Here is a 20911-nt window from a genome sequence, read left to right on the forward strand (position 1 = left end):
CTACTTGGGGAGCGGCCAGCCCTCGTTCCTGACTCGGTCGCGCCAGTACGTCGCCGCATCCGTCCCGCCCTGTACTGCATTGAACTCATCGGTTCGCTCGGCAAGTGCAGACTGTGGATCGGTGCTGTCGACGAATGACTCGAGCGCGACGTAGAGCGCCGTTCGGCTTTGGAACTCGGCGAAGGCGCGGGTCGATTCAACAACTGGGAAGGTCGCTGGGTTTCCGTGAACGAGCGCGTTCCGGATGCGTCGACGCCGACCCTCCAGCACCTCACCTTCCGCTGCATATTCAGCGATGAGCGCCCTGTACGTGGCGTGGTCGCTGATGCTTGCGAACATGCGCTCTATCCAGCCACGCTCGTGCTCGAGTCGGCACAGCGAGATAAAGTCGGCGGCTCGATCTGCCAGCAACAGCAACCACGGCTGCTTCGGTCGGGTTGAGAGCCACTCGACGGTGAGCTCGTGCTGAAGATCGCGGCGCTCCCCGCCGCCAAGCAGGCACATGCCCGCCGCCCGTTGAAGATCCCCGAGCCAGCGCGCGTGCGCCCACTTATCGACCAACAGCGGGAAGAGGTCGTTCGGATCCATCGCCGCATGAGCAGCAACGTGCTGCACGATGCGATCCGCGAGCGGAATGACGCTGCTGATGTCCGCCTCAGAGGGCTTGCGCAGTGCCATGTCGCGGCTGAATGGGTGATCAAGTGTGGTCTGCACCTCGATCGCGGCGGCGAGAAAGCGCGGCAATTCCTCGCGCGCCAGGGTATCGGCAATTCGTGGACCGTGTTCCGCGATCGCCTCTGAGGTCATACCGGCGCCGTAGGTGTCGTCGGGAAAGCCCGTCTGGTTCCACACGGCGTTATGACCCGAACCGACAGGCTTGCCAGAGACGACAATGACGTGCTCAGCGAGCTGGGGGCGAATACCGCCTGACCGGTGCAGCGCGACGTTGATGATCACGTCGACAATGGCCACGGCTCGTTCAACGGCGCCGGCTGTGGTGGTGTTGCCCAAGTCGACACGGACGAGCGTTTCGACCTCGCGGAGCTCATCCACCTTCTCCGGCACGCGGAAGTTGAAACCGCCTTTGACGATCGCCCAGAGCTCTTCCTTATGATCGAAGTCCTGTCGACCGGGCTCGGCGTTCGGCACCGCCCACAGAGGCTCGTAGAAGGATACGCGTCCCGCCGTGAGCTGCACGTGGGCTCGGCCCTTATAGCCGAGCCAGACGGCAACGGGCTCGATCGTTGCGGGCGTACCGATGTACACCCGTGCCTGATCGATTCGGTCGGTGACAGGTGTGTCGGCCTCACCCACCGGGATGTCGTCCGGGTGGCGTCCGAACGCCATGATCGATACGAGACCACGAAAGGCCGAGTCTGCATCGATTCCTCGACGTCGCAACTGCTCCGACAGGAGGTCGGCAATCGGGCCGTACTGTCGACGATCAAGCGTCCGGTCCTGTGCCGCATCGACCAGATCGTCCCAGCTGGCGCGCACCGCATCGTCTGACTGGAGAGCCGTCAGCATGTCACCGGTTGCGGTGAGCAGCGTCTGCCACTCAGGCGCCGTCCGCGTCGTCCCCGGCGGCTGGGAGAGGACAGCATTGCCGCTGCCCGAGAGCGCTTTGAACGCTGCGCGGAATGCGGCCAGCTCGGAAGCTATCTGGGCAGTGAGGTGCGAGCCGATGCTTGCGAAGGACTGGGCGATGTCTCGCTCGAGTGAATCGCGATTGGCTCCTTTCTTCCAGGCATCGACGCCGCTCGCCAGCACGATCCATTGCAGAATCTCTTCTCCTACGACCGTGAGTGGGAGCACGGTCGAGAAGCGATGTCGGCGGTCGAGCGATGACACCAGAGACTTCAACCAGTGGGGGGTGCTTTCCGCCCAGTGGTCGCTGACGTTGTAATCGATCATCATCGGCGGCCTCGCGCGCAGTTTCGGGTTGAGTGGTTCATCATCATGTCTACCTCGACTATGACGAATCGGGTGCCGGGTGAGAAGCGTAAAGCCGTTGCACCCCTCGCGGCGAAGGTGACCGGCGCATTGACGTTCTGGCCCGAGCCGTCATACTCAGCAGTCCTCCTCGCCGGGGGCGCGACTTCACTTTGAGGAACTCATCCGGGGTTCGTCGGCCGCATCCGATGAGGAGGCTCGCTATGAGCGAGAACCAACAACCCGGGGCGCTGGCCACGGCTCTCGGTCACATCCGCCCGGTGAGCGTGCGCATCACCGACGAACTTCGAGCGCAGATCGACATGATCGCGAGCCCCACGACCGAAGCCTGACCGAGGAAATCCGCCTCGCGCTGGAGCCTGGGTCCGGGGGCTCCGGTTTGAGCACCGCCAGTGATCTCCCGGACGTGTGGGCGCACTACCCATCTGGCGCCCGCCGTCCACATGCTTCTCGCCTCCTCCTCACTTCTTCAACGACGCGAGAGCCGATTCCGGCCGGCTCTGGCGTGAGACGCGTGCGCAGTTTGGCGCCGTGTTCGAGAATGCCGTCTGGTGCATGTTGCTGACGCTCTCCGCTCGCCCAGGCGTGCGGTTTCGAATCCGTCCCCGGATCTCGACTCCAGCTGACAACCGGCGGCCCCCCCCAAGCAACGACAGGCTCGTCGCTCGGGGTCGCCGCTCTTCCCTTTTCCGGCCCACCGGAGTTGCTCAAGTCACAAGATCTGGCCTATTGCCACGGCGCGTTCGGTGCGTCATAACTAAGCGCACACCGGAGAATGAGCGAAACACGACTAATGCGCTCGGATTGACCACCCGATGAAGCATCCCAGCTGACCCGCGTTGTGCGCCCATACCGGCGCGCTCTTTCGTTTGCGCATCGAGACGAGGACGCCTGATGAAGATCACCCACCTCCGGGTTTCCGGATTCCAGTCTTTCGGTCCGACGCCGACCACCATCGCACTGAGGGACGTCGCGTACGTCCTAGGCCCGAACGGTGCCGGCAAGACGGCAGTACTCGAGGCGCTCTCCCGGCTCTTCAGCCCACTTTCGGCGCAGCGAAAGATCCGGCACACCGACTTTCACGTTCCAAGCGGGCGAAGCTCTGCGGAGGTTCATGCCGAGGGTCCGGAGTTGTGGATCGAGGTCGACATCGAGGTACCCGAGTCCGGCGAGGAGGGGGAGCACGCATCTGTCCCGCCGAACTTTGCGCACATGCGTATCGCTACCGAGGATGGCGTCCCGCGCATTCGGGTGCGACTGACGGCTACCATCGCCTCGGACAATGTGATCGAGGAGAAGCTGCAGTACATCCTCGAGGCGGACGCGGACGGAACACCGCGGCAGCAGGCCGACATGTCGCGGTTCGACCGCGCCAACATCGAGGTGCACTACTTGCCAGCGCGCCGGGATCCGGCCGAGCACCTCGCTTACACGACGGCCTCATTGGTCGGGCGGGCTCTGCGCGCCGCCGATTGGACGACCGAGCGCAGCACGCTCGCCAGACTCTCCAAAGATCTGACGGAGGCTCTCGCTGATAATGATGCGGTCAAGAGCATTAGCGTGCAGCTCGCGGAAGAGTGGTCGGGACTTCACTCCGGCGCCTTCTTAGCCGACCCTTCGATCGCGTTCGGGAGTGGCGATCTGGAGAGCGTGCTTCGACAGCTAACGGTGTCTTTCGCGCCGTCACCATCCGGCACCGCGTTGCCGTTCGACCGGCTCAGTGACGGGCAGAAGTCACTCCTCTACATCTCGCTCGTGCTCGCCTGGCAGTCTCTCGCACGCGAGGTCCTGAACGGTTCCGAGACATCGTTCGACCAGCACCGTCTTCGTCCGCCCGTACATACCGTCATCGCACTCGAGGAGCCGGAGAACAGCCTGGCGCCGCAGTACCTTGGCCGTATCATCCGGCAGCTCCGAAAGGCTGCCGAGCACGGCGATTCTCAGGCGCTGATCGCGACGCATTCCCCTGCACTGCTGCGCCGCGTCGATCCCGAAGCCATCTGCTTCTTGCGGCTCGACGGTGGCCGCCAATCTCAGGTGCGGCGCATCGTTCTGCCGACAACGAGCGACGAAACCGCAAAGTACGTTCGCGAAGCCGTCCTGGCATTTCCGGAGCTCTATTTCTCGCGCTTGGTCGTGCTCGGCGAGGGCGACAGCGAGCAGATTGTGCTGCCGCGCGTCCTCGCCGCGGCCGGCATTGCAGAGGACGATGCATCCGTTTCAGTCGTGCCGCTTGGTGGCCGCCACGTCAATCACTTCTGGCGACTGCTCGATGAACTGGGAATCCCGCATGTCACGTTGCTCGACCTGGATTCTGGGCGGCATCAGGGTGGTTGGGGTCGCGTACGCAACGCACTCAAGCAGTTCAACAAACTCAACGCGGGTAGCTTCACGGACGCGCAAATTTCCGGTCTCCCGGCTTGGGACGCCGCCGCCGACTTCCCTGTCTACAACGACGTGAACTTCAAGGACGGTCACGGCCCGGTCTACGCACTCGAGCAGAAGAGCGTGTACTTCTCGAACCCTGTCGATCTCGACCTCATGATGCTCGAAGCGTTCCCAGACGCATACGGTGTCGAGGTGGTCGGCACTCCCGAGGAGAAGACCATCGCTGCGGTGCTCGGCAAATCTCACGCGAATGAGGACCACATCCCCGAGGACACCCTCGAGCTGTTCGATGACTACCACCGGCTATTCGATCTGAAGAGCAAGCCTGCGTCGCACCTAAAGGCGATGGCGGCCCTCACAGATGCGGAGCTGCTGGCCGAACTTCCCGCCGTACTGAGCCGACTCGTCGAAGATGTGCGCGCGCGACTGGGAGCGCTGCCCGAGTGATTCGTCCGGAGGATTGGACGCCGGTCGGTGGGCTGCAGCTCGAGCCGAACGCACTGAAAGCGGTCCGTGAGACCAGCGCGAACGTCGTGGTCACGGCCGGCCCCGGCGCCGGCAAGACCGAGCTTCTCGCTCAGCGGGCAGACTTCCTCTTTCGTACCGGAGCGAGTCCTTACCCGAAGCGCATCCTCGCCATCTCCTTCAAGGTAGATGCCGCTCGCAACCTGCAATCGCGGGTTCGCCTCCGCTCGGGCTCGCAGTACGCCGCCCGATTCGACAGCTTCACGTTTCACGCCTTCGCCAAGCGTCTAATCGACAACTTTCGGCCGGCTCTTACTGGCGTGAACGCGCTCGACCCGGACTACCGCCTCGACGAGCGCACGCGAATCCAGAGCGAGCAAATCACCTTCGATGACTTGGTTCCGCTTGCGCTCGAAATCCTGCAGAAGAACACCTATGCACGGGGCGCGCTGCGCCAGACCTACAGTCACGTCTTCATGGATGAATTCCAAGACGCGACCACTGCGCAGTACGCCTTCTTGAAGGAGGCCTTCGCTGGCACCGGGGTGCAGCTCATCGGGGTCGGCGACACCAAGCAGCGGATCATGGGGTTCGCCGACGCGCTTCGCGGCGTAATGGCCACCTTCGCGACCGACTTCAGCGCGTTGGGCCTGAAGCTGTACCAGAACTTCCGATCAAAGCCTCGGCTGCGCCGCATGCAGAACCGCATGATTTTGGAGATGGATCCGGCGGCAGCCAGCCCGCCGGCCGACCTCGAAGGTGAGGAAGGCGTCCTGCAGGTGCTTCGCTTCGCTACCGACGAGGACGAAGCAATCGCGGTGACGGACCTGGTTTGCGGCTGGCTCGATGCGGGTGTGCCGCCGCGGGAGATCGCCGTGCTCGCTCGGCAGCAGCCGCATCTCATCACAAGCGTCCTTGGCGGACACCTCGCAGCGGCTGGTATTCCGTACCGCAACGAGCAGCAGTCGCAAGACATGACCGCCGAGCCAGTGCCGGCACTCATCTTCAACTTCCTACGGGTCGTGGCGGACAAGGGTCGCCCTGAGGCCTACGCGGAACTGGTGCGCGTGGTAACGCGCGGCGGCATCGAGGAGGCGGACGGGGTTCTGGACAGCAAGCTCCGCGCAATCCTCCTGAACGCACGGGCTGCCGTGCGAGCGGCTGGGTTCGACGCCACCGACTTCGCGTCGTGGGAACCGCTGATCCAGACCTTCCTGGAGTTCGTAACGCGACCCGCACTGAGTGCGCTGTCACCCGCCTACCAACAGGGGTCGCGTCTAGACGACATGATCACCAAGGCGCTGGAGTCGTTCGAGCGAGAGCTGAACGTCGACGGTGATCCGATCGGGGCACTGGACCGACTCTCCGAGGAAGACGCCGTGCGAATCCTCACGGTGCATAAGTGCAAAGGGCTGGAGTTCGAGAAGGTCATCGTCCTGGGCGTTGAACCGCAGTTCTTCTGGGGCGATGACGATGCCGATGTGAAGGCGGAGTTCTTCGTGGCTATCTCCCGCGCCAAAGACGAACTAGTACTGACGACGGCGCAGAGCCGTCTGAAGCCCGCAGGGGCGGGATACCGCTGGAAGGTCGACTCGCCTCCGCACGAAGAGCTACTCGGGTATGCCGATGGATCCTGAATTGCGTCCAGGAGCCAGCCCGTACGATCCGGCGATGCTCCCAGAGCTTTACGTCGTCAACTTCGCCGAGCTTGAGCACACCACGAAAGAGGATCCCTTCGTGCGTGAAGCCTTCGAGTTGCTGAAGAAAGCGTCGGTGCTATTGATCGCGGTGGCCGGTATTCGTACGGAAGGGCCACGGCTCGTCTTCGAGAAGCTGCGGCTGAGCCCGGGAGACCGGCTGCTCGACGTGGGCTGCGGCTGGGGCGGCAGGGTGCGTCATGCGGCGCGCCGTGGCATCCGGGTCACGGGCGTGACGCTGTCGGAGGAGCAGGCGACGTGGGCGCAGCGCGCCACCGCCGACGAGGGCCTGGGCGAGCTCGCCGAGGTGCGTAACGGCGACACCGCGACATCCGCGACATCGGGTTCGACGCCACGTCGTCGATCGGGCTGCTCGAGCACATCGGGGTGCGCAACTACGCGAAGTACTTCCGCTTTCCTGCAGTCGCGGCTGCGCACCGGCGGGCTGCTGCTGAACCACTGCATCACCCGGCCCGACAACACGTCCGAGCCCTCGACGCACGGGTTCATCGACCGCTACGTCTTCCCCGACGGGGAGCTCACCGGGTCCGGCCGCATCATTAGCGAAGCGCAGGATGCCGGCCTCGAGGTGCTGCGCGAGGAGAACCTGCGCCCGCGCTACGCGATGACGCTGCGCGACTGGTGCGCCAACCTCGTCGAGCACTGGGACGAGGCGGTCGACGAGGTCGGCCTTCCGACCGCGAAGGTATGGGGGCTCTACATGGCCGGCCCGCGGGTCCGGTCCGAGCGCGGCGGCATCCAGCTGCACCAGGTCCTCGCGGTGGAGCCGGACGACCGCGGCGGCGTCGGCGACCTGCCGCTGCGGCCGTGGTGGACGCCGTAGCCGGTCGGCCGGGGCCGCGGACGCAGGTCAGCTCCCGACGGCCGATTCCGTCGCCGCGGGCTCCCGCGGCGGGTTGAACATGAACTCGAGGCGGATGCCGTTGTCGTCCTCGACGAAGGCGGCGTAGTAGCGGTCGTTGAAGCGCGGGAACGGCTTCGGGCCGCTCACCGCCGTCCAGCCGGCATCCAGCGCGATTTGGTGCAGGCGGTCGACGTCGGCGCGCGAGTCGACGGGGAAGGCGAGGTGCTGCCATCCGACCTGGCCGTGTCGGTGCGGGCCAGTGCCGGGCTCGCGGGCGGGGAAGAGGATCAACTCCTCCTCACCGAGGTACCAGGAGACGCCGTTGTCGGCGTCCTGGCGGGTGCAGCCGAGCGCCTGCATCACCGGGTCGAACTGGGCGATCGAACGGGGGAGGTCATCGACGGTGATGCCGATGTGGTCGAAGAGAGGCACCGAGACATCCTATGGAAGAGGTGCCATCTCCAAGAGCACGCGCCAAGCTTGAAGGCATGTCGATTTGCGAGACCGACCTCATCCATCTGCGCCGGGCGGTCGAGCTCGCGCGTGAAGCGGTCGCCGCCGGCGACGGCCCGTTCGGGTCGGTGCTCGTCGACGCGTCGGGCACGGTGCGGTTCGCCGACCGCAATCGGGAGGAGACGATGGGGGGATGCCACGCGGCATCCGGAGTTCGAGATCGCCCGCTGGGCGGCGACGAACCTGACCGCCGACGAGCGGGCGGCGGCCACGGTGTACACCTCGGGGGAGCACTGCCCGATGTGCTCGGCGGCGCACGCGTGGGTGGGGCTCGGGCGGATCGTCTACGTGGCGTCGGCGGAACAGATCAGCGGATGGCGCGCGGCGGCCGGCGCCGTGGCATCCGCTGTCGCTGTGTTGCCGATCACGGCCGTCGTGCCGGGGCTGCCGGTCGAGGGGCCGGTCGACGAACTCGTGCCCGAGGTGCGGGCGCTCATCGAACGCGCAGTTGGCTCCATCTAGCCGCCTGCGTTCGGCGGCCAGACCGAATCGAACCGCGATAGTCGGGTGCGCATCCGAGTCCATGGGGAGGCTGGATATCGGCCGAACGACCGGCCTTCCTGCTCGTCGGCCACGCCGCGCGCGTGCCGCTCATCCACCACGGGCCGAACCCGCACATCCAGGCCCACATCGCCGCCTGGCCGGGCCGCGGCTCAAGTTCGAGCGCGGCGGCATCCAGCTGCACGAGGTCCTCGCGGTGACTGAATTCGGGGATACGTCGGGGTGAAGTCTCTGAAGCGGGGTAGCGGTGTGTCCTTCGATCGGAGATGGTGGTTATCTGCAGAAATCAAGTACCCGTTGGCAACCGAAGACGGCGCCACGGGCGCGACGCGCGGAGGCGCCGAAAGGATCGGGACCCGCAACCGTTGCGTCGAACATGCCTCGCCGACCTGGCGCAGCATCCAACGCAAGATGGCCGGGCAGAGCCTCGGCTGAAGAGGAAACTGGAGGTCGGTCATGTCCTTTGTGACCACGGACGACGGTGCGGAGATCTACTTCAAGGACTGGGGCGACCGCGACGCCCAGCCCATCATGTTCCACCACGGGTGGCCCCTGTCTTCGGACGACTGGGACGCCCAAATGCTCTACTTCCTCGGAAAGGGGTACCGCGTCATCGCCAGCGACCGTCGCGGTCACGGCCGTTCGTCGCAGATCAGCACCGGCCACGACATGGACCACTACGCCAGCGATGCGTCCGCCGTCGTGGAGCACCTGGACCTGCGCAACGCGATCCACGTCGGCCACTCGACCGGCGGAGGCCAGGTCGCCCGCTACGTCGCGAAACACGGCGAACCCCAGGGCCGCGTCGCCAAGGCCGTGCTCGTCGCGGCGGTTCCCCCGCTCATGGTCCAGACCGACGCGAACCCCGGAGGGCTGCCGATCTCGGTCTTCGACGGGTTCCGCAGCGCGCTGGCCGCCAACCGAGCCGAGTTCTTCCAGGCCGTCGCGTCGGGCCCGTTCTACGGCTTCAACCGTGAGGGGGCGACCGTATCGGAGCCGGTCGTCGCCAACTGGTGGCGTCAGGGCATGATGGGCAGCGCCCTCGCGCACTACGAGGGCATCAAGGCATTCTCGGAGACCGACCAGACCGAGGACCTCAAGGCGATCTCGGTGCCTGTCCTCGTCCTCCAGGGCGACGATGACCAGATCGTGCCCTACCAGCAGGCCGCTCTCAAGCAGGACGAGCTCCTCAGCAACTCGACCCTCAAGATCTACGAGGGCTTCCCGCACGGGATGCTCACCACCCACGCGGACGTCCTCAACTCCGACATCCTCGCCTTCATCCAGCAGTAGCTCAGCTGCCGCGCGAGGAGGAGACGGCGTGCGCACGGGACAGCCCGTGTGCACGCCGTCTCCGGTCTGTGGCGTGGGCGTATCGGCCGGGCGGTCGAGCTCGCGCGTGAAGCGCTCGCCGCCGGCGACGGCCCGTTCGGGTCGGTGCTCGTGGATGCGGCCGGGGTCGAGCGGTTCGAGGACCGCAATCGAGAGGAGACGACGGGGGATGCCACGCGGCATCCGGAGTTCGAGATCGCCCGCTGGGCGGCGGCCAACCTGACCGCCGACGAGCGGGCGGCGGCGCCGGATCAGGCGGCGCGTTCCACCTCCACCTGCGCCTCGTTGTGGCGCAGGAACCAGGGCGTGAAGGGCGGGTCGAAACGCGCGAAACGCGGTTCGCCGCGGACCGGGAGCCCCGCGGAGGTCACCTTGGCGAGCAGTTCGTCGCGGTGCCGCTCCCACGACTCCCGCGTCCAGCGACCGCTGAACCGGAGTACGGCCACCAACTGCTCCGGCACCGTCCGCAACCTCACTTCGGGACGAGTGGGGATCGGCGCCTCGGCCTCAGTGATCCCCGCCGGCAGCACGAAGGCCACGGCATGCCCCTCACTGGTGCGCTCCTGCAGCACGGGCGCCGTCATCGCGATCTTCTCCGACGACTGCACCACCGGCGCCGTCATCTCGATCGACCGACGGGCGGCGTTCTCACCGCCGATGTACCCGACGAGCAGGCGAAAGGCCCGATTGCCGGCATCCTCGAACGGCACGCCCCGCACAACGGTCTCGGCCACGACGTGTGACGGATAGCGGCGCACCTCCCACCCGTCATGCTCCTGGACGACGTCGAACGGCTGCTGCTCTGTCACCTTCCGAGGCTACGCCCGCTTTCGAGGTCATGGCCCCATGAAGGGATGCGGTCGCCCCATCCGCTCGCACATGTGGCGGAGGCCGAGGTACGTGTTGCGACGTTCCGTCGACATCTGAAGCAGCCGCCGGGTGGAGTCGGCAGGCGGCTCAGAGCCCCCAGCAGTAAGCGGCAGCCGACACGGTCGGCCCGACCGCGACGAGCGGACTCACGGCCCGTCCAGGCATCCGCTTCTGCCTCGCCTGTTGCGAGTCGGCGCCAAAATTCTTTGGCACGCCCGACGTCTTGACGGCCGCCATCCGTGTCGGCTAGCTTCCTGCCAAGACGATTTGGCAAAACGTATTGGCACTTCGTCCCCAGAGGGTCTGCGTTCCTGTCACACATCAATGAATGGAGTCGAAGTGATGAAGCTTCGCACACAACAGCCGACGAGGCGCGGACGCCGCCTGCTCGTCGCCGCGGCCACGGTCACCGTCGCCGCGCTCGCCCTCAGCGGTTGCGGCGTGGGCGCCTCGGGAGAGGCCGCATCCGAGAGCGACGAGCTCACCGTCGTCGTCGAAGGCGGCGGAAAGGCCGAACTGCAGCCGATCGCCGACCTGTACCAGGAGAAGACGGGCACGAAGGTCACGCTCGTCGAGCTTCCCTACGCGGGGCTCTACGACCGGATCTCCTCGGAGCTCCAGGCCGGCAAGCCGTCGTTCGACATCGCGGCACTCGATGCGATCTGGCTCCCGGCATTCGCACCCGCGCTCGCCCCGCTCGATGACCTGTTCACCGCCGACGTTCAGGACGACCTCTTCGGCGGCCTCGTGAGCGAGTCGCAGGTCGACGGCACGTTCGTCGGGATGCCCGTCTGGACCAACTCGGAGATCCTGTTCTACCGCACCGACCTCTTCGAGGACCCGAAGAACATGGCCGACTTCGAGGCGAAGTACGGGTACCCGCTCGCCGCGCCGACGACGTGGGAGGAGTACCGTGACGTCGCCGAGTTCTTCACGCGCGACACCGACGGCGACGGCACCGTCGACCTCTACGGAACCGATGTGAAGGGCGCCGTCGAGACCGAGTGGCTCGCAACCGTCTCGCAGGCCGGTGCAGAGGCGATGGTGCTGGATGCCGCGACCGGCGACGTGACCGTCGACAGCCCCGAGCACCAGAAGGCACTCGACTTCTACGTGAGCCTGCTGCCCTATGCGCCGTCGGGTGCGGCGCAGCTGGACTGGGCCGGAGCCCAGAACCTCTTCTACCAGGGCAAGCTCGCCATGATGCGCTTCTGGGGTCACGCCTACCGGCAGACGCCTGACGACTCGCCGGTGAAGGACTCGATCGGCGTGGCCCCGATGATCGCCGGACCCGGCGGCGTCGCGGGAGTGCCGGGAGCCTGGTACCTGTCGGTTCCCGCGTCGGGTGAGCACCAGGATGCCGCGAAGGACTTCGTCGCGTTCGCGTACGAGCACAACGACCTCGCCGCCGACACCTCGCTCGGTCTCGTCGCCCGCAAGAGCGCCTTCGAGAGCAAGGCAGGCGAGCCCGGATTCGAGAACTACCCTGCGCTCGTCTCCACCCTCGAGGCGGCGCAGTCGCTGCCCCGGCCCGCGACGCCGCAGTGGCAGGAGATCGTCGACTCGGTGCTCATCCCCATGATGCAGAAGGCCGTCGAACCGGGAGCCGACACCGCGCAGCTCCTCACCGACGCCAAGTCCCAGATCGAAGCGATCGTCGAGTAGACGGTCCGGACCAGAAGGTGATCGTGGAGACACTCGCTCCCCAGACCCGGGTGGAGGCGGCTCCGGCCGCCCCCACCCGGGGCCCCGGAGCCCCCACCCGGGGCCCCCACCGGCCGCGCCGGCACCTCAGCAAAGACCGGGGCGATCGTCGCTTCGCCCTGATGCTCCTGGCGCCGGCGGCCCTGTTCCTCGCGGCATTCGTGCTGTGGCCGCTCGTACGGTTCGTCTACGACAGCTTCTTCGAGATCTCCCCGTTCGCGGGAGCTCCGCGCACCTTCGTCGGGTTCGCGAACTACGCGACCGCGTTCGCGTCAGAAGCCTTCCAATCGGCGTCCGTGCGCACCGTCGTGTACACGGTCATCGTGGTGACGGCGGAGTTCGTGCTCGGACTGGCGGTCGCGCTGCTGTTCACGGCGCTCGGCCGGCGATCCACGTTCTTCCGCACGATGTTCATGTACCCGCTGATGATCGCGCCGGTGGTCGCAGGCCTCCTGTGGCGGTTCCTGCTGATCGACAACTTCGGCATCGTCAACCAGCTGCTTTTCGAGGCGGGCATCCTCTCCAGCCCCGACCAGATCCAGTGGCTGAGCGACCCCGACATCGCCCTGTTCTCGGTGGCGATCCCCGACATCTGGCTCACCACCTCGTTCATCACGCTCGTGCTCTTCGCCGGCCTGCAGAACATCCCGGGCGACGTCATCGAGGCGGCACGCATCGACGGCGCGCGCTACCCGCGCATCCTGTTCAGCATCATCATCCCGCTGCTGCGACCGGTCATCGCCGTCGCGCTGATCGTGCGCGGCATCGACGCGGCCCGAGCGTTCGACATCATCCTGATCCAGACGGATGGCGGCCCGCAGGGCAGCACCACCACCCTCAGCCTGCTCATCTACCGCACCATGACGCGATTCGGCGATCCCGGACTCGCGAGCGCCATGGGCACCGTCTACCTCATCGTCATGCTGGCCGTGGCGATCTCCGCGATCCTGCTGATCTGGCGACCCGGGAGTGCACGATGAACCCGCTCGAAACCCGAGGCACGAGCCGCATCCTGCTGTGGGTGCTGCTGGCCGCCGCCATCGTCCTGTACGGATTCCCGTTCGTGTACCTCCTGCTGACGTCGTTCAAGACGCCCCTCGATGCCATCGCGGTGCCGCCGACGGTGCTGCCCGAGACGTGGACGATCGACAACTACGTCGCCGCGCTCAGCCGCGAAGGCGTGCCCGCCGCGCTGGTCAACAGCGTCGTCACCGCCGTCACCTCGACGCTGCTGTCGCTGGTGCTCGCGGTGCCGGCCGCGTATGCGATCACGCGCTTCCGCACGCCGAGCGGGCGGGTCTTCATCGTCGCCGCCCTGGTGACGCGCATGGTGCCGACGATCGCCGTCGGCGCACCGCTCATCGCAGTCATGCGCACGCTCGGACTCACGGACACGTCGTTCGGGCTCGCGCTCGCGCACACCACGATCTCGCTCCCGCTCTCGATCTGGCTGATGGCGAGCTTCTTCGAAGCCGTTCCCGATGAACTGAGCGAAGCCGCTGAGGTCGACGGATGCAGCCGACTGCAGGCCATGTGGCGTGTGGTGCTCCCGGTCGTCTCCGGCGGCCTGGCGGTGACCGCGATCTTCGCGTTCCTCGCCTCGTGGAACGAGTTCCTCTTCGCGTTGCTGCTCACCTCGGTGCGGGCGCAGACCACCCCGGTCGTGATCGCGAACTTCCAGAGCCAGTTCGGCCTGGACTGGGGCGGCATGACCGCGCTCGCAGCGGTCTACTCGGTGCCGGTCATCCTCCTCACCCTCTTCCTCCAGCGGCACATCGTCGCCGGCCTCACCCTCGGCGCCGTCAAGGGCTGAGCCGAAGACCCGAACGGAACGCAATGTCGACCAGCAACCAGTACGACGTCACGACCTGGCCCGATGGCAACCCCTACGACGACGTCGGGGCGGTGATCAACAGCATCATCGCCGACGTGAAGCGGCGCCAAGCGGTGTCGGATGTCGCAGACGGAGGCAGGCCGGGCGCCGTCATCTCCATTCCGCCGGGGGACTACCGCCTGCGCACGCAGGTGGTGGTCGACGTCAGTTTCCTCAGGATCGAGGGCGCCGGGCACGGCTTCACGTCGTCGAGCATCCGGTTCAACCTGCCGGAGGACGAGCGATCGGGTCTCCACGAGCTGTGGCCGGGCGGCAGCCGCATCCTCGTCGACCTCCCGGCCGCCGGCGTCGAGGAGGAGGCGGATGGTGCCGCGTTCCTGATCGCGCGCAGCGGCAGCCCCCGGATCAGCTCGGTCGAATTCTCGGGATTCTGCATCGACGGCCTCCACTTCACGGGCGACGGCCCGGGCGGCAATCCCGAGAACTCGTACGTCAACGGCAAGACCGGCATCTACGTCGCCGATGCGAACGACTCGTTCCGCATCACCGGAATGGGATTCGTCTACCTGGAGAACGCGGTCACGATCTACAACGCCGACGCGCTTTCGATCCACGACAACTTCATCGCCGAGTGCGGCAGCTGCATCGAGCTCCGCGGGTGGGGGCAGGCGTCGAAGATCACCGACAACCTCATCGGCGCGGGCTTCGCCGGCAGGTCGATCTACGCCGAGCACCACGGCGGTCTGCTGATCACCGCGAACAACGTGTTCCCGCGCGGTGCGAGCAGCATCCACCTCCACGGCGTCACGCGCTCGAGTGTCACCAACAACCGGCTGCATTCGTTCTACCCGGGGATGGTGATCCTCGCCGCGAACAGCTCCGAGAACCTCGTGGGGTCCAACCACTTCCTGCGCGACCACGAGCCGTGGACGCCGTTCCTCGGCGTCGACAACGGTCTCGACGATCGCTACGGGCTGCTCGCGATCAGCGGCAGCGACAACTCGGTGATCGGGAACCACTTCTCCGAGATCGTCGAGGCGCGCAGCGTCCGGCCCGAGGGATCGGTTCCGGTCATCATCCGGCTCGTCGAGGGCACCGGCAACTTCGTCTCCGGCAACCACATCGTCGCGAAGGACGTCAGCACGACCTCCGGCGACTCGTGCTTCGCGGCGCAGGTCGACGCGCTCCTGACGACCGACAGCGCGCTCGGCCTCGACGTGACGACCGTCGCCGTCGATGCCGCGGCCACCGGCAACACGATCCTCGACTCCGGGACCGATGACCAGGTTCGGGCGGACCGCGCGGTGAATGCCGTCAGGCCGCTGCCGACGCTCCCGGCGCCGTCGCCCGGGGCATCCGACCGAGACGTGGTACGAACGTGAGGGGCCGACGATGACGGGGAGCCGGGTGTCCGAGAAGACGAACGGGATCAGGGATGTCGCCGCGCGCGCCGGAGTTTCGCAGACCACGGTGTCGCACGTGCTCAACGAGACACCGCACACCCGGGTCAGCGAGGAGACCGCGGCGCGTGTCCGGGCCGCTGCCGAGGAGCTGGGATACCGGCCGAACCGCCTCGCCCGCGGCCTGCGCACGCACGCCTCGGACATGATCGGCCTGCTGACCGAGGAGATCGCGACGACCCCGCACGCCGGTCGGATCATCCTGGGTGCGCAGGAGGAGGCCAGCCGCCGCAACCTGACGCTCGCGATCATCAACTCCGAGCTGAACCCCGACCCCGAGGTGGACTCGACGCAGATCCAGGCGTTCCTCGACCGGCAGGCCGACGGCATCATCTACGCCACCGTGTACCACGACGTGATCTCGCCGCCCGAGAACCTGCGGGTGCGCCCCGCGGTACTGATCGGCGCGCGAGACGAGGCCGGGTTGATCCCCGCCGTTTTGCCGGATGAACGTGGCGGCGCGGCATCCGTCGTGGACATGCTCGTCGCACGCGGCCACCGCCGCATCGCGTTCGCGGCCAGCGCCGACGACGTTCCGGCCACACGAGGGCGCCTGCGAGGCTACGTCGATGCGATGACCCGCGCCGGGCTCTCGACCGACGGGCTGATCGCCTCGGGCGGATCGGATGCCCGTGGCGGCTATACCGCGACGCTCGAACTGCTCGATCGCGAACCCACGGCGGTGTTCTGCTACAACGACCGCATGGCCATGGGGGCCTATCGCGCAGCGGCCGACCGCGGCCTGCGGATCCCCACCGACCTGTCGGTCGTGGGCTTCGACGACCAGGCTCCCCTTCCCGAGAGCCTGTTCCCCGCGTTGACGACGGTGGCGCTGCCGCACTACGAGATGGGTGCCTGGGCGGTCGCGGCGCTCGCCGAGTCGATCCAGGGCAAGCAGGACGGATCGCTGCTCGCCGCGCATCCCACCGTGTTGAACTGCCCGCTGGTCGAGCGGGAATCCGTTGCGCCGCCTCGTGAGCGAGCCGGCGCCTGAAGACACGGAGAGGTTCGGGCGGTCCCGCAGACCCTCGCCCGAACCTCTTCGTCCCACCAAGAGGACACCACATGAGACCGACCCTGCATTTCACCGCGCGCAGCGGGTGGATCAACGACCCCCACGGAATCACCTACCGTGACGGCCGGTACCACGCGTTCTTCCAGTACGTGCCCGACCGCACGACGTGGGCACCCAACTGCCACTGGGGCCACGCGACCGGACCCGACCTCCTCTCGTTGACGGAGCACTCGGTGGCAATCGCACCGGGCGATGGCGATGACGGCATCTGGACCGGATGCCTCGTCGAGGACGGCGACGACGCCGTCATCTTCTACACCGCCACCACGGTTCCGGACTTCGGGATCGGCCGCATCCGTTCCGCTCGCCCGGTCGACGGGGAGTGGCGGGAATGGCGGAAGGGGGAGGTCGTGGTCGAGGCGCCCAGTGACCTCGACCTCATCGCGTTCCGTGACCCGTTCGTGCGCCGTGAGGGGTCGGGCTGGCGCATGTTCGTCGGTGCGGCCCACCGGGACGGCACCGCGATGGCACTGTCCTGGACGTCATCGGACCTGCGTTCCTGGAGCTACGACGGCGTGGCCTTGTCGCGTTCCACCTCCGAGCGCGAGCCGGTCTGGATGGGCGCCCTGTGGGAGTGCCCGCAGTTCTTCGAGGTCGACGGGGTCGACGTGATGGTCTCGTCGGTGTGGGATGCCGACGTGCTCCACTACGCCGGCTACGCGACCGGTGCGTACCGGGAGGGCCGGTTCGACGCCGTCGGATGGGGCCGGCTGACCTATGGAGACGGCTACTACGCGCCCTCGTTCTTCTTCGACGCGGAGGGCCGCCCGTGCCTCTCGTTCTGGATCCGCGGCGTCGTCGACGAGCAGGCCGGCTGGGCGGGAGCGCACAGCGTGCCCTTCCGGCTCTCGATCGTCGACGGAGAGCTCGTCGCGACACCCCACCCGGATGTCGCCGCCCACCGGGGCGAACTCGCTGCCGACGGTCGCATCCCGGGTCTGACCGCCGACATCGAATGGGATGCCACGTCCGGCGAGCTGACCGTCGACTCCGGCGGGGAGCAGGTGGTCCGCGTCCTGCGGGCCTCCGAGACCGCGGTCGTCACGATCGGTGACGACGAGTCGATCGTGCCGGCATCCGGACCGCTGCGGATGATCGTCGACGGGCCCGTGTTCGAGCTCGCCTCCACCGCGGGCCTGTTCAGTGCAGCGCTCCGTCCGACGGGTGCGGATCTCCACGTGCGCGCCACCGCGGGAACGCTCGAGGTCTTCCCGATGCGGTAGGCCGCGATCACCCCCTCGTGCCGACCGCTTCAGCCCTCGATTACCGCCACCCCAGCGCCGGCGCCACGTGCGTGAGGATCGACTCGAGCACGTGCGCGTTGTAGTCGACGCCCAACTGGTTGGGCACGGTGAGCAGCAGGGTGTCGGCGGCGGCGATCGCCTCGTCTTCGCGCAATTGCTCGATGAGCACGTCGGGTTCGGCGGCGTAGCTGCGGCCGAAGACGGCGCGGAAGTCGTCGATCACGCCGAACTGGTCGGACTCGTCGCGCTGTCCGCCGCCGAAGTAGGCGCGGTCCAGGTCGTTCACGATGGCGAAGATCGACCTGCTCACCGAGACGCGCGGCTCCCGCTCGTGCCCTGCCTCGGCCCAGGCCGCGCGGAACGCTTCGATCTGCTTGCGCTGCTGCACGTGGAAGGGCTCGCCCGACTCATCCTCCTTGAGCGTCGAGCTCATGAGGTTCATGCCCTGCTCGGCCGCCCACACGGCGGTCGAGTCGGAGCCGGCGCCCCACCAGATGCGGTCGCGGAGGCCGGGCGACTGCGGCTGGATGCCGAGCGGCCCCGGATGCGGATTCGCGAACATCGGGCGTGGATTCGGCTCGGCGAACCGCGCCCCGTCGATGACCTTGAGGAACACCGTCGCGTTGTTCCGGGCGACGTCGGCCATGGTCGATCCCTCGGGTGCCTCGTAGCCGAAGTAGCGGTAGCCGTCGACGACCTGCTCGGGTGACCCGCGCGAGATGCCGAGCTGCAGTCGGCCGCCCGCGATGAGGTCGGCGGCGGCGGCATCCTCGGCCATGTACAGCGGGTTCTCGTAGCGCATGTCGATCACGCCCGTGCCGAGCTCGATGCGACTCGTCTTCGCGCCCGCCGCCGCGAGGAGCGGGAACGGGCTCGCGAGCTGGTTCGCGTAGTGGTGCACGCGGAAGTAAGCGCCGTCGGCACCGACCTCCTCGGCGGCGACCGCGAGGTCGATCGACTGCAGCAGCACGTCCGACGCCGATCGCGTCTGCGAGCCGGGGGAGTTCGACCAATGTCCGAACGAGAGGAAACCGATGCGCTTCATACCCTTCTCCAACGTCTGGCGCGGCGGGGCATTCCGGGGACGGGGCCGGATGCCCCGACAGCCCGATGGGGCGGGGGCGACCTGCCGGTGGTTGCCGGTCGAGCGTCAATCATCCGGACGATTCGCGGTCGATCGCGCGCGGTTAGCGTTGCGGCATGGAATCGCGGATCGCCCGGTCGGAGTTGCGACGGTTCATCGGCAGCACGGAGCACTCCATCTCGCCGAAGGGCGTCGCCGCGCTGTACGGACGAGCCGAGATGCTCGCACGGTTGCCGCTGCGGGTACAGCGCTGGATCGTGTCGAAGGCCCGCGGTCCGGAGTACATGGGGTTCGTCGTGGAGCCGTACTGCACCTTCCTGGCGTACGAGATCCGCGACGAGGCCGCCGCGGATCGGATGCTGCCGCCGGGCTATCGCCTCGTCGCGACCTCGATGTTCGAGGGCGAGGCGCCGCGCACCTCTGCGATCCTCGGCGCATTCAACGTCCACGCCTCGGTCTTCTGGGGCGCTCGCGTCGAGCTGTACCTGATCGCGGAGAACCTGCGGACCGGGATGCTGACCTGGGTGATCTGCGATGTCGAATCCAACACCATCAACTACGACCCCGGTCAGGGCTTCTCCGCCTCGACCACGGACCGGGCGGTCATCACGACCTCGCACGCCGGCGAGGTGATCGTCGACGTCCGAAGTCGCGAACGTCCGAACGACCTGGCGCTCACCGTCAGCCTGGCGGACGGCACCATGCGGCCGCTCGACCAGCGACTGTGGGTCGAGGGCAACATGTCCGTCGACTACGGCGGTCGGCTCGCCCATGCACGGTCGCAGCCGTTCGGCCTGGTGTTCGACCCCGGCGAGATGAGCCAGGCGCTGCACCTGCCGCTGGACTCGGTCGAGGTCGAACGGAACACCTTCGGCACGGAGTTCCTCGCCGAGTCCCCCTTCTCGGTGGCGTGCTTCCCCTTCGCGCAGCACTTCCTGACGACGAGCTACCCGCGGTCGAGCCCGATCCGCGACCAGCGGTCCTTGGAGGAGATGGTCCGGGCCCATGCGGGTCCGGCGCGCTGACGAGGGCGTCGTCACTCGGTGGGTACGGTCCAGTCCATGAGGAGGTAGAGGAACGCTTGCGGCTTCTCGAGCGACGGGAGGTGCGCGACATCCGGCCAGTCGATGCGCCGGGCACCCGTGACGCCTGCGATCAGTCGAGCTGCTGCGTCATCCGTCGTCTCGAGATCGTGGCCGCCGACCAGGACCAGCGTGCGTGCGGTGATCTGCGACAGGCGCTCGAGCGCCGGCGGGTCGAGCTCCAGCTCGGGTGCGTTGCCCTGCCAGGATGCGGCGACCTCGAACGCGCGGCGCTGCATCGTGCGCACGGCTGCGACGGCGGACGGGTCGACCTCGTTCGCGCTGCGCCGCGGGCCCACCACCCAGGCGTCGATGTTCGCCTCGACCGCTGCGTCGAGGTCGTCGCGGGCGAGGGCGCGCTTCTCAGCGTCGAAGAAGTCCTTCAGGTCGGGGGTCAGCGTCGCGAGCAGGCTCCCGCCGGGCGGGCACAGCAGCAGCGACTCGACGCGCTCGGGCGCAGTCAGCGCCACCTCGACCGCGACGCCCGCCCCGAACGACGCCCCGACGAGGTGGCATCGCTCGATGCCGAGGTGACGCAGCGTCTCGACGACGTCGGCGGCGTGCGACCACTCGCCCTCGGGCTCGGTCGCGGACTCCCCGAACCCGCGCAGGTCGAGCCGCACCGCGGAGCGAGCCGCGGTGAGCTGCGACCACTGCGGATCCCACATGCGCCGATCGGCGATGCCCGCGTGGATCAGCACGACGGGTGTGCCGGATGCCGCGACCGAATCGAACGCGATGCCGGAGGGGGTCACGCCGGTGACGCGGGAGCTGTCGAGCGAGGGGTTGAGGTCTGCGCGAGCGTTCACGTCGCCCAATGGTAGTGGCGCGCGCCTGCGCGCCT

General features: G+C 67.4%; 18 protein-coding genes and 1 pseudogene. 14 read left to right on the forward strand and 5 right to left on the reverse strand.

What is annotated here, in order from left to right:
• Entirely contained in the window at window positions 1-1917 is a 1917-nt protein-coding gene (locus EDM22_RS00215; RefSeq protein WP_122935026.1) for a hypothetical protein, read from the reverse strand.
• A gap of 239 nt (window positions 1918-2156) precedes the next feature.
• Here EDM22_RS00215 and EDM22_RS20130 point away from each other — a divergent pair, with 239 nt between their 5' ends.
• The 4 genes from EDM22_RS20130 (at window position 2157) to EDM22_RS00230 (ending at window position 7347) form a co-directional block, all read left to right on the forward strand.
• Window positions 2157-2285 (forward strand): hypothetical protein, encoded by a 129-nt coding sequence (locus tag EDM22_RS20130; protein ID WP_281274026.1) that lies wholly within the window; start codon window positions 2157-2159, stop codon window positions 2283-2285.
• Window positions 2286-2847: 562 nt separating this feature from the next.
• Window positions 2848-4788 carry an ATP-dependent nuclease gene (locus EDM22_RS00220; protein ID WP_122935027.1) on the forward strand — a complete coding sequence of 647 codons (1941 nt, stop codon included), beginning with the start codon at window positions 2848-2850 and terminating at the stop codon, window positions 4786-4788.
• The gene (locus tag EDM22_RS00225) at window positions 4785-6443 is read left to right on the forward strand and encodes a UvrD-helicase domain-containing protein (RefSeq protein WP_122935028.1); all 1659 of its coding nucleotides are present in this window, start codon (window positions 4785-4787) and stop codon (window positions 6441-6443) included. Before EDM22_RS00220 ends, EDM22_RS00225 begins: the two co-directional genes overlap by 4 nt.
• Window positions 6433-7347: a class I SAM-dependent methyltransferase gene (locus tag EDM22_RS00230; protein WP_245989058.1), complete on the forward strand. Its 915-nt coding sequence runs from the start codon at window positions 6433-6435 to the stop codon at window positions 7345-7347. Before EDM22_RS00225 ends, EDM22_RS00230 begins: the two co-directional genes overlap by 11 nt.
• A 27-nt stretch (window positions 7348-7374) precedes the next feature.
• Here the strand turns inward: EDM22_RS00230 and EDM22_RS00235 are convergent, their stop codons facing one another.
• On the reverse strand, window positions 7375-7800 hold the full coding sequence (locus EDM22_RS00235) for a VOC family protein (RefSeq protein ID WP_122935029.1): 426 nt from the start codon (window positions 7798-7800) through the stop codon (window positions 7375-7377).
• Window positions 7801-8094: 294 nt separating this feature from the next.
• Here EDM22_RS00235 and EDM22_RS20210 point away from each other — a divergent pair, with 294 nt between their 5' ends.
• From EDM22_RS20210 to EDM22_RS00250, 3 genes and pseudogenes are all read left to right on the forward strand, one after another.
• Entirely contained in the window at window positions 8095-8343 is a 249-nt protein-coding gene (locus tag EDM22_RS20210) for a tRNA-specific adenosine deaminase (protein WP_342768482.1), read from the forward strand.
• Window positions 8344-8426: 83 nt separating this feature from the next.
• Window positions 8427-8525, forward strand: a pseudogene (locus EDM22_RS19905) (AraC family transcriptional regulator); the annotation flags it as partial.
• A 313-nt stretch (window positions 8526-8838) separates the two neighbouring features.
• Window positions 8839-9675, forward strand: a complete 837-nt coding sequence (locus tag EDM22_RS00250) for an alpha/beta fold hydrolase (RefSeq protein ID WP_122935030.1) — start codon at window positions 8839-8841, stop codon at window positions 9673-9675.
• Window positions 9676-9965: 290 nt separating this feature from the next.
• Here the strand turns inward: EDM22_RS00250 and EDM22_RS00260 are convergent, their stop codons facing one another.
• Window positions 9966-10523 (reverse strand): SOUL family heme-binding protein, encoded by a 558-nt coding sequence (locus tag EDM22_RS00260; protein WP_122935031.1) that lies wholly within the window; start codon window positions 10521-10523, stop codon window positions 9966-9968.
• A gap of 403 nt (window positions 10524-10926) precedes the next feature.
• Between EDM22_RS00260 and EDM22_RS00265 the strand changes: the two genes are divergently transcribed.
• The 6 genes from EDM22_RS00265 (at window position 10927) to EDM22_RS00290 (ending at window position 17880) form a co-directional block, all read left to right on the forward strand.
• Window positions 10927-12249: an ABC transporter substrate-binding protein gene (locus EDM22_RS00265; RefSeq protein ID WP_122935032.1), complete on the forward strand. Its 1323-nt coding sequence runs from the start codon at window positions 10927-10929 to the stop codon at window positions 12247-12249.
• Window positions 12250-12410: 161 nt separating this feature from the next.
• Complete coding sequence (locus EDM22_RS00270; protein ID WP_122935033.1) at window positions 12411-13268, forward strand: carbohydrate ABC transporter permease; 858 nt, start codon at window positions 12411-12413, stop codon at window positions 13266-13268.
• A complete protein-coding gene (locus tag EDM22_RS00275; protein ID WP_122935034.1) occupies window positions 13265-14101 on the forward strand; it encodes a carbohydrate ABC transporter permease in 837 nt (278 codons plus the stop codon). Before EDM22_RS00270 ends, EDM22_RS00275 begins: the two co-directional genes overlap by 4 nt.
• 23 nt (window positions 14102-14124) lie before the next feature.
• Window positions 14125-15504, forward strand: coding sequence for a NosD domain-containing protein (locus tag EDM22_RS00280; RefSeq protein WP_122935035.1), 1380 nt, complete (start codon window positions 14125-14127; stop codon window positions 15502-15504).
• A gap of 25 nt (window positions 15505-15529) precedes the next feature.
• The gene (locus EDM22_RS00285; protein ID WP_170963940.1) at window positions 15530-16576 is read left to right on the forward strand and encodes a LacI family DNA-binding transcriptional regulator; all 1047 of its coding nucleotides are present in this window, start codon (window positions 15530-15532) and stop codon (window positions 16574-16576) included.
• Between the two features lie 71 nt (window positions 16577-16647).
• Window positions 16648-17880, forward strand: coding sequence for a glycoside hydrolase family 32 protein (locus tag EDM22_RS00290; protein ID WP_122935037.1), 1233 nt, complete (start codon window positions 16648-16650; stop codon window positions 17878-17880).
• 40 nt (window positions 17881-17920) lie between these two features.
• Here EDM22_RS00290 and EDM22_RS00295 read toward each other — a convergent pair whose 3' ends face one another.
• Window positions 17921-18946: an LLM class flavin-dependent oxidoreductase gene (locus EDM22_RS00295; RefSeq protein WP_122935038.1), complete on the reverse strand. Its 1026-nt coding sequence runs from the start codon at window positions 18944-18946 to the stop codon at window positions 17921-17923.
• A gap of 155 nt (window positions 18947-19101) precedes the next feature.
• Here EDM22_RS00295 and EDM22_RS00300 point away from each other — a divergent pair, with 155 nt between their 5' ends.
• The gene (locus tag EDM22_RS00300) at window positions 19102-20010 is read left to right on the forward strand and encodes a hypothetical protein (RefSeq protein WP_122935039.1); all 909 of its coding nucleotides are present in this window, start codon (window positions 19102-19104) and stop codon (window positions 20008-20010) included.
• 11 nt (window positions 20011-20021) lie between these two features.
• Here EDM22_RS00300 and EDM22_RS00305 read toward each other — a convergent pair whose 3' ends face one another.
• Complete coding sequence (locus EDM22_RS00305) at window positions 20022-20876, reverse strand: alpha/beta fold hydrolase (RefSeq protein WP_138707991.1); 855 nt, start codon at window positions 20874-20876, stop codon at window positions 20022-20024.
• Between the last annotated feature and the right edge of the window lie 35 nt (window positions 20877-20911).

This window comes from Agromyces tardus, from assembly GCF_003710805.1.
Classification (GTDB): domain Bacteria; phylum Actinomycetota; class Actinomycetes; order Actinomycetales; family Microbacteriaceae; genus Agromyces; species Agromyces tardus.

Bases quoted from the DNA above. Each gene is read 5' to 3' on its own strand.
- EDM22_RS00215 (WP_122935026.1), bottom strand. From the start codon at position 1,917: ATGATGATCGATTACAACGTCAGCGACCACTGGGCGGAAAGCACCCCC.
- EDM22_RS20130 (WP_281274026.1), top strand. From the start codon at position 2,157: ATGAGCGAGAACCAACAACCCGGGGCGCTGGCCACGGCTCTCGGTCAC.
- EDM22_RS00220 (WP_122935027.1), top strand. From the start codon at position 2,848: ATGAAGATCACCCACCTCCGGGTTTCCGGATTCCAGTCTTTCGGTCCG.
- EDM22_RS00230 (WP_245989058.1), top strand. From the start codon at position 6,433: ATGGATCCTGAATTGCGTCCAGGAGCCAGCCCGTACGATCCGGCGATG.
- EDM22_RS00250 (WP_122935030.1), top strand. From the start codon at position 8,839: ATGTCCTTTGTGACCACGGACGACGGTGCGGAGATCTACTTCAAGGAC.
- EDM22_RS00265 (WP_122935032.1), top strand. From the start codon at position 10,927: ATGAAGCTTCGCACACAACAGCCGACGAGGCGCGGACGCCGCCTGCTC.
- EDM22_RS00270 (WP_122935033.1), top strand. From the start codon at position 12,411: ATGCTCCTGGCGCCGGCGGCCCTGTTCCTCGCGGCATTCGTGCTGTGG.
- EDM22_RS00275 (WP_122935034.1), top strand. From the start codon at position 13,265: ATGAACCCGCTCGAAACCCGAGGCACGAGCCGCATCCTGCTGTGGGTG.
- EDM22_RS00280 (WP_122935035.1), top strand. From the start codon at position 14,125: ATGTCGACCAGCAACCAGTACGACGTCACGACCTGGCCCGATGGCAAC.
- EDM22_RS00290 (WP_122935037.1), top strand. From the start codon at position 16,648: ATGAGACCGACCCTGCATTTCACCGCGCGCAGCGGGTGGATCAACGAC.
- EDM22_RS00295 (WP_122935038.1), bottom strand. From the start codon at position 18,946: ATGAAGCGCATCGGTTTCCTCTCGTTCGGACATTGGTCGAACTCCCCC.
- EDM22_RS00300 (WP_122935039.1), top strand. From the start codon at position 19,102: ATGGAATCGCGGATCGCCCGGTCGGAGTTGCGACGGTTCATCGGCAGC.